At 31.3% G+C, this 1,575-nt stretch carries 3 protein-coding genes; 1 reads left to right on the top strand and 2 read right to left on the bottom strand.

Annotation, left to right across the window (positions count from 1 at the left end; translation table 11 throughout):
* Positions 1–7: 7 nt before the first annotated feature.
* Together H2672_RS19035 and H2672_RS19030 are read right to left on the bottom strand one after the other, a co-directional pair.
* Complete coding sequence (locus tag H2672_RS19035) at positions 8–487, bottom strand: hypothetical protein (protein WP_186673971.1); 480 nt, start codon at positions 485–487, stop codon at positions 8–10.
* Between the two features lie 162 nt (positions 488–649).
* Positions 650–886, bottom strand: a complete 237-nt coding sequence (locus H2672_RS19030) for a hypothetical protein (protein WP_186673968.1) — start codon at positions 884–886, stop codon at positions 650–652.
* Positions 887–1,097: 211 nt separating this feature from the next.
* On the opposite strand from H2672_RS19030, the gene H2672_RS19025 reads away from it, so the two are divergent.
* Positions 1,098–1,484 carry a DUF3888 domain-containing protein gene (locus H2672_RS19025; protein ID WP_186673966.1) on the top strand — a complete coding sequence of 129 codons (387 nt, stop codon included), beginning with the start codon at positions 1,098–1,100 and terminating at the stop codon, positions 1,482–1,484.
* The last annotated feature ends 91 nt before the right edge of the window (positions 1,485–1,575 follow it).

Raw genomic sequence — 1,575 nt, 5'->3', positions numbered from 1 at the left:
CAAGGAATTATTTAACTTCCTCAATTTTGGAAACAGGAATTTCAATTTTTGTTCCTAATACATCATCTGAATCCAAGGAAAAATCAGCAATAGCTTCAAATTCATAAGTACCCGTCTTTAATTTAATTTTTTCTATCCCTTTAAATTTTACTCTGTGAGGCTCATTTCGAATCAGTGTTGTTGTTAATAATGGTTGATTCATAGCACCAAAATATTCAAAATCACCATCTTGTTGATAAACATTAAAGAAAAAAATACTTCCACCATGATATATATCTTTTTCAGCTGCTTCTCCTATATAAGTAATCGTGGCATAAACATTAAGGTCTTTTTCAACACTTATTGATACTTTGAAATCATCCACCTGTTTAGACTCATTGGTAATTTTCGATTTACCACTTACATTTTCTTCATTGTTGTTATTTGTTACACAGCCAAATAGTCCGAAAATCAAAATTATAGAAACAACGATAAATAATCTTCTCATCGTTCCCACCCCCTTTTACGATTAGACGGAATCCTAGTCGGTTTGTTTCATACTTAATCATACTAACCTGCCCCGTTAGTTTAAGAAGAAAAAGCTACCCTTACAGGCAGCCACTTGTTCAACTAAAGCTACCCGTTAGTTGAAGATTCGATTGCAAGCTATTTATTTTTCCTTTAAATTTATATTATTTATTATTAAGATAAGAGAAAATATTATTAAAAATATAAACCCAAGCAAAGACAATATATTTGCAATTAGAACTAACAATTCTCCAAATATATTTCCTCCATAACCACCTGGGAACATTCCAAGTTTAGCGTAACTAAGCATAGAACTATTTAATAAAGCAAGTACAGCACTTCCCAATATACAATAAAGTAATTTCGCATTTTTACTCAATGAATCTATCCCCTTTAATTCAAAATATATAAACATTTTAACATAAAGTTCCAACAGAATATTTTTTTAAAAAAATTCTTTTTTCAACTAACCTGCCCCGTTAGTTCAATAAGAAAAAATGCTATATCCTTCTTGAAGTAAAGCACCACGTTAGCTTAATAAAAATTTCTTTATTGTTCATACTAAAAGCAACTTTGAATGGAGGATTTTTATGAAAAAAAGCCTTTTAATTCTGCTTGCTTGTTTGACCCTTTTCTCTTATTCCCCTGTCCAAGCCAAAACCGTAACTGAAAATGATATACAGTTGCGTGATGATGTGATTTTCATTATGCTTTATCCCTTAATTCAACAGGAATTGAAGAAGCAATATGGCGAAATTACACAAAATGAGTGTGATAAGATTATTAAAATTGAAAAGCTGCCCACAGGCACTTACATATTTAATGTTACCGTGCAGCTTATAACATTTGAAGGAGCTCACGGTCCTCCTAATGATTTAGTGAAAATCACTTTTAGTAATGAAAAAACCCTAGATTGGCACGCTATTGATTTCAAACGAAAAAGATTAAAGCCAAGTGAAATACCTAAATGCGACTAAATGCAGGCATCCTTTGTAAAAAGGGTGCTTTTTCTTTGAGAATATTCTTCCGTAAAAGTTTGCAATAGGTAAACCTTTGAAATTATCTCCG

It is taken from the genome of Sporosarcina sp. BP05 (genome assembly GCF_014282005.1).
GTDB lineage: Bacteria > Bacillota > Bacilli > Bacillales_A > Planococcaceae > Sporosarcina.
Note: the sequence above shows the minus strand (reverse complement) of the source record. Positions and strands in the feature narration are given on the sequence as shown.